The organism is Arsenophonus sp. ENCA, from assembly GCF_002287155.1.
Classification (GTDB): domain Bacteria; phylum Pseudomonadota; class Gammaproteobacteria; order Enterobacterales; family Enterobacteriaceae; genus Arsenophonus; species Arsenophonus nilaparvatae.
In genome coordinates this window covers 1-6,009 of the sequence record NZ_NHNG01000122.1, presented here as the reverse complement: position 1 = coordinate 6,009, position 6,009 = coordinate 1, and the positions used below count along the sequence as shown (strand labels likewise).

Below are 6,009 nucleotides of genomic sequence, written 5' to 3'. Positions count from 1 at the left end.
CATAAACGATTATCTCGTAACAGCCGCTCTTTGTTGATCATTTCAAACCTTTATTCTCTAAGTTAAACCTCTTTTTATTCTCAATAGCGTGACAAAAAATGCAAGTCTCTATTCAGCAACTAGTTTAGTGAAGATGAAGCAACGGTTACGGTTACCACTGCCCACAGAGCAAAGGGACTGGAGTGGGATATCGTCGAAATCAATAATGACTTTCCGAATAATCTTTTTGACCCTGAAATGGACAAAGCAGCCTTTAGAGATGAAGTGAATTTGCTGTATGTCTCCGCGACCAGAGCGAAGAAGACACTTATCATCAATAAATTGTTGGTAAATATTCTGGCAAAAGTTGCTGAGAATGAAAAAGCGGCACAAGCTTAACTCAGGAATGCTTGTAAAACCGCCTGTAATCGATTTTGAGCCGTTTTCTTGTGATTAGTCATGAAAAGATACCAATAGCAAAAAATAAACGCACCTGAGAAGAATAGGGTGCGTTTTTGTATGGCTGGATTATGATATCTGATAGGTAATGAATAAATAGCGTATTTAATATAGCCTGTTTGTTTGCCATAATTCAATATGACGCTAGCAATCATTGAAGATATCGGATGAGTAAAAAATTCACCCCAACGCCACACGACAGTGTATTCAAGCAGTTTTTAAGTGAAAAAGAAACTGCCCAAGATTTTTTTGATATATGGCTACCCGATGAGATTAATGCATTGTGTGACCTAGATAGTCTGAAAGTAGAATCTGGCTCTTTTATCGATAGTGAGATGAAAAATTACCAGAGTGATATTCTCTATTCCGTCAGCACAAAAAAAGGTAGCGGATATATTTATGTTTTGATTGAAGCACAATCTTGGCCTGATAAGCTCATTGCATGGCGGTTGATGCGCTACAGCATGGCAGCGATGCAAAAGCATTTAGACGCTGGACACAAGGAATTACCGTTGGTTTTCCCTATCTTGTTCTATACCGGTGAACAAAGCCCTCATCCCTATAGTACGAATTGGTTTGACTGTTTTCATGACAGGAAACTCGCCGAACGTATTTATACCAATCCCTTTCAATTAGCTGATGTCACCACCTTGGATGATAGTGATATTATGAAGCATAAGCGAATGGCTTTGCTTGAGTTAGTTCAAAAGCACATTCGCCGACGTGATATGACAGAGCTTATGAATGAAATTGTCACGCTGTTGTCGTATAATTATTATACCGATAATCAAGTTATCACGATGTTTAACTATCTCATTCAAGAAGGTAATGCACAAAAACCCATGGAATTTATCACTGAGATAGCCAAACAATCAGAGAAACACGAAGGAGCACTTATGACTATTGCTCAAAAAATTGAAGAAATAGGTATTCAAAAGGGTATTCAAATTGGTGAACAAAAAGGTGTTCAAAAAGGTAAACTTGAAGGCGAAAAACAGGCTTCGATGAAGATAGCGCGCCAACTTCTTGAGAAAGGCGTAGAAAGAGATATCGTGAAACTATCAACGGGTCTCACTGATACTGAAATGAGCAACCTGTTTAAAGATTAAACCATGACAAAACGCCAGAAATTAAGCCTCAATCGCCCTAGAAATGCTTCACAGGAAGAACAGCAACAAAGTAACTCAGTTTACCGCAAAAAGGTATGGGTGAATGCTGCGCCCAAAAAACAGGCAAAAAAACCGAAACCTCAAAAGCCTGTTAAGCCAGCCACCCAAAAGCGGGTCGAAAAGCCTCAATCTGTTGTTAAGGTTAAAATACCAAAACCGCCTCAACAACCTAAAAAGCGATTGCCGTTAGAAGAAGCTATCTCACAGATAACCACGTTTTGGCCTAATCTTTTCCCTGATGGCAAGTTGTGCCCAATGAAAATTGGTATACAGCAAGATATGTGGCAAGAAGTGAAAGAAAAGGGTTTCCCTATAGCCAGAAGGCGTTTGAGAGCCTGTTTAGGCAGTATTGGTTATCATGCTGATTATCGCGCACTTATCCAGTTAGGTGCTAATCGTTATGACAAATCCGGTCAGATAGTCGGAGAGGTCACCCAAGCGGATGTTGAAGATAATTTGCAACGTTTGGCACGGCGAAAAAAATCAAACCCATAACACTAATGAAATTTCTTAAATTCTCTTTATATAGCGAACATTTTCGTTATAAGGTTTTTTTATTATCTCTTTAATTCCAATAAATGAGAATTAAAAATAACAATTAATTAAACATTAGGTAATATACTTATATACATCTCTTTTTTGTGTTATTATGAGATCATAAGATTTCTTTTTTATAAATTAATTTAAATAAGTGAGATTTATTATGCTCAGTGTGATGTGCGATGATGGTTCTACCTGTGTGAAATTAGCCTGGCTAGAAAACGGGAATATTAAAACTCATATTTCACCTAATGCTTTTAGAGAAGGGTGGAAATCAGAGGCGTTTAATCAAGTATTGAACTTTGACATCGATGGGAAAAAGTACGCTTTTGACAAGGGACATAATGCAATTCTTTCTACAACAAATATAGCATTTCAATACAGCGATCTTGATTTGTTGGCGATTCATAAAGCGTTATTAACATCTACTCTATCTCCACAGGAAATAGAAATAACTGTCACATTGCCTATTAATAAATTTTTTCATCAGGATGGGCAAAAGAACATGGCTAACATTGAACGAAAAAAAAATAATGTTTTAAGGAAAGTAAAAGTAAATAATAATCAATCATTTGAAATAAAAAGTGTTTTTGTAATGCCAGAGTCAGTTCCTGCCGTTGCAGAAGAATTGAAAAAAGATGATGTTTCTCCATTGGAAAAAAGCATCATCGTCGATCTGGGTGGCACTACTATGGATTGTGGTATCATAACAGGTGGTGAACTGGACGTATCTGAGGTTTATGGTAATCCTTCAATTGGTACTCGTAGTGTTGCTATTGCCATTATTAAAGCGATGGGGATCGCTGATAGTGATATTAATGAATATGAAGCTAATGCTATTTTAAGTTCTGAAGATAAGAGAAAAGAGATAAGTGCAATTATTAATAACCGTAGCATGATTGATCATGTCATGACCGAAATTAATAATGCGATTGAGAACTACGCTAAAAGTGTGATTAGTCAAATAGAACAACTTCAAAAAGTCAATCGCATTTATTTAGCAGGGGGTGGTGCTGAATTGATTGATAATTACGTAACTGCTCATTTTCGTAATAAAAAAGTTAGAAAATTGTATGATGCGCAACTTGCTCTCGTTAAAACCCTCGTTTACGTATAAGGCAGATGTATGAAAGATAGACGAAAAATACAATCTTATTTGCGTCCTGACATCTATCCTCAAGATGATGAGGCGTGTAATTTCATGGATAAATTACCATTAAAAATGCGAGGGGAATTTATTAGGCAAGCAGTGGTTTGTGGTGTTGCTTTAGCTGAAGTAGATACACGATTACCCGCAATTATTTCTAGCCTTTATCGACAAGGAATAACAGGAGATGAACTTATCGCATTGATAAAACAGGTTGCGGGCGTTTTTGAAAAGACTCCTAACGAAAAAAAGGAGCAAGAATTAACGCCCATTAAAGATAACCAGGTTGGTAATAATAAAATCATCGATAATTTAAAAGGCATGAAGTCTTAACAATAAGGATGTCGCCGCTAATGGCGGCTTCGCTTATGTTTCCCTACCGGATATTAGAAACCCATTGAAAAAAGCATATCGCTTAAATAGATTGAATTCCGCCTGAAAATCAAATTTATCCATCGCATTAATTTGAAATTTGAAGGATTTCCCTTACTGCCCGATGCCAGCTTGCCATACGCCCATTTTTAGGGGACGGCAAGCCTTCAAGTGGCTTTCGCGGCATATCCTCGCCACATGTGGCTCCGGTATTCCACGTTCCACTTGACCCCAAATGGTCAATGGCTTCGTGACATCGGGCAGTAAGGGAACGGTGACGTGGGGTCACCTCCTGCTGTCCCACTAAATAGGAGACACCTACAATAAACTAGTTGCTGAATAGAGACTTGCATTTTTTGTCACGCTATAGACAATAAAAAGAGGTTTAACTTAGAAAATAACGGTTTGAAATGATCAACAAAGAGCAGTTGTTACGAGATAATCGTTTATGTAAAGCAATCATTGGATTATCAGTCGAAGAATTGAAAAATTTAGCCGCTGAATTTTCAGCTTGTTATTTGATTTATCGGAAAAAGAATCGAAAAGMTCACGAGCGGCAGATGGGTGCAGGGCAGAAAGGATTTATCCCAACCCCACTAGATAAACTGCTTTTTATTTTATTGTATTTAAAATGTTCACGAGTTTCGCACAGGCATATAAAATTCTAAAAATGGCTTAAAAGCAATGATTAATCTGCAAGTTACTAAAAAACATAAATTTTATTAAATTACAATAAGTTGTATTTGATTTATAAGGTTTTGACTATTTATATATCATGCTGAATTAAACTTAAAAATAGAGCGTTTTTTTATTGGTGCGAAACTCGTGCAATAATAGGATAAAGATAAGTACATTCAGAATTACAGGGAAATTCATACCCACTCTCCAGTTCGGTTTATTGTTCTAGGTATAAGATTCTTTGTCATTGGTGAAGTAAGATGATGAAAAACTTCCAATGAAACTCATTTTTCCTTATATATTATCAGCAATAAAAATAATTTCCTTATAACTAAATTCAATTTTATATTCATAATATTTCATCGTGAATGGAATAAAATTAAATCATTTAATTCATTAACTACATATGTAATAACGTTTTTTTTTGTTTCTTGTAACAGTGGTCGTAGTGGTAATTGATAGTTCGATGGAATTAATATCGCACAAATAGCTAATAATATGGCGATAGAATGTTCTGCTCTTTGATTAGAATTATTACCTAAGATAGGAAAACAGAAAGAAATTTTTGCTGGCCATAAGAAAGGTATGCCTTTCGCGGTTAACATATCCCCGACTAAATGACTAAAATAACCTAATAAGAATGCTTGAATCAGGGCATCAGAAAGCCAGTAACTATTGGGCAATTGACTTGATAATAACATAATGAGCAGCCATGCGAGTAAACTGTGGGTAAAACCACGGTGACCACATAAACGACAAATTGGCACAGAAATGAAACGAAATAAGCGTCCGAGAGAAGAGGATGGATGATCTATATCCGGTAGCAGTGCGCCAAGTAGCGCACCGGCTAATAAATGAAGCCAATCACCATGTGCAAACTCAGGTGTTATTGCTAGTTTATGCACAAGTATTAATGATGATACTGAAAAAAACAGATGCCCGGTGGCAGTCATAGCATATAATATCCAACTGTTTATTTATACAGTTTGCAAAGTATAATAGTTTTGGCTTAGTTTGAGTAGTGTAATCGAAAAAAATATCTTATTTATTAAATAATAAGAGCGACTTTTTGTAAGAGAAGTGATATTGCATTAGTTTGGCAGTATACTGATGCATCAAATTACTGCCAATTGATCAAATTTAAACGATATGCTTAGTTGTTAATTCAGCCAGCGTATTGAGTTTGACGTCTGCTAATGTCCAACGTGGATCAGTGAAATAATCTTTTGGTGGGACAACGATACTACGCATACGTGCAGCTTTAACCGCAATCATACCATGAAAAGAGTCTTCAAAAGCCACACAATGTGTTGGTTCTATAGCTAGCAGTTTCGCTGCTTATAAATAAATTTCTGGATGGGGTTTACTGTAGGGTAATGGTGTCGCTGATACTACGGCTGAAAAGTAATCGCGAATATTAAACATAGTGAGTACTTTTTCTAATATGTGCTTTGGTGAAGCTGATGCTAAACCAATTTTTAAATTATGATCCTGACATAGTTGAAGTGCATGTTTAACACCTGGCAATAAAGGTCGTTGGTCGGGTAGCAACGTGACATCTCTGTCACGCCGCCCCCTAAGAACGGTACGTGCAAGTTTCCCCGCATACCGCTCAAGCCTTTATAAGTTACGATACTATACGATCGTAACCAGCAGCCCTACTAT

At 36.7% G+C, this 6,009-nt stretch carries 7 protein-coding genes and 2 pseudogenes; 6 read left to right on the top strand and 3 right to left on the bottom strand.

Going from position 1 to position 6,009, the window contains the following annotated elements; genetic code table 11:
• Positions 1 to 141: 141 nt before the first annotated feature.
• The 5 genes and pseudogenes from CBG25_RS03500 to CBG25_RS03480 form a co-directional block, all read left to right on the top strand.
• Positions 142 to 378, top strand: a pseudogene (locus tag CBG25_RS03500) (3'-5' exonuclease); the annotation flags it as partial.
• Between the two features lie 227 nt (positions 379 to 605).
• Positions 606 to 1,547, top strand: a complete 942-nt coding sequence (locus CBG25_RS03495) for an Rpn family recombination-promoting nuclease/putative transposase (protein ID WP_290604550.1) — start codon at positions 606 to 608, stop codon at positions 1,545 to 1,547.
• A 3-nt stretch (positions 1,548 to 1,550) separates the two neighbouring features.
• Positions 1,551 to 2,102, top strand: coding sequence for a ProQ/FINO family protein (locus CBG25_RS03490; RefSeq protein WP_290604548.1), 552 nt, complete (start codon positions 1,551 to 1,553; stop codon positions 2,100 to 2,102).
• Positions 2,103 to 2,310: 208 nt separating this feature from the next.
• Entirely contained in the window at positions 2,311 to 3,264 is a 954-nt protein-coding gene (gene parM, locus CBG25_RS03485; protein ID WP_290604546.1) for a plasmid segregation protein ParM domain-containing protein, read from the top strand.
• A 9-nt stretch (positions 3,265 to 3,273) separates the two neighbouring features.
• Positions 3,274 to 3,627: a plasmid partitioning/stability family protein gene (locus CBG25_RS03480; RefSeq protein ID WP_290604544.1), complete on the top strand. Its 354-nt coding sequence runs from the start codon at positions 3,274 to 3,276 to the stop codon at positions 3,625 to 3,627.
• A gap of 127 nt (positions 3,628 to 3,754) precedes the next feature.
• Here CBG25_RS03480 and CBG25_RS03475 read toward each other — a convergent pair whose 3' ends face one another.
• Positions 3,755 to 3,970, bottom strand: coding sequence for a hypothetical protein (locus tag CBG25_RS03475; RefSeq protein ID WP_290604542.1), 216 nt, complete (start codon positions 3,968 to 3,970; stop codon positions 3,755 to 3,757).
• Between the two features lie 106 nt (positions 3,971 to 4,076).
• Between CBG25_RS03475 and CBG25_RS03470 the strand changes: the two genes are divergently transcribed.
• Positions 4,077 to 4,334, top strand: a complete 258-nt coding sequence (locus CBG25_RS03470; protein WP_290604540.1) for a hypothetical protein — start codon at positions 4,077 to 4,079, stop codon at positions 4,332 to 4,334.
• A gap of 369 nt (positions 4,335 to 4,703) precedes the next feature.
• Here the strand turns inward: CBG25_RS03470 and CBG25_RS03465 are convergent, their stop codons facing one another.
• Together CBG25_RS03465 and hxpB are read right to left on the bottom strand one after the other, a co-directional pair.
• The gene (locus tag CBG25_RS03465) at positions 4,704 to 5,297 is read right to left on the bottom strand and encodes a metal-dependent hydrolase (protein WP_290604538.1); all 594 of its coding nucleotides are present in this window, start codon (positions 5,295 to 5,297) and stop codon (positions 4,704 to 4,706) included.
• A 187-nt stretch (positions 5,298 to 5,484) separates the two neighbouring features.
• A pseudogene (gene hxpB, locus CBG25_RS03460) lies at positions 5,485 to 5,925 on the bottom strand (hexitol phosphatase HxpB); the annotation flags it as partial.
• Positions 5,926 to 6,009: the final 84 nt, after the last annotated feature.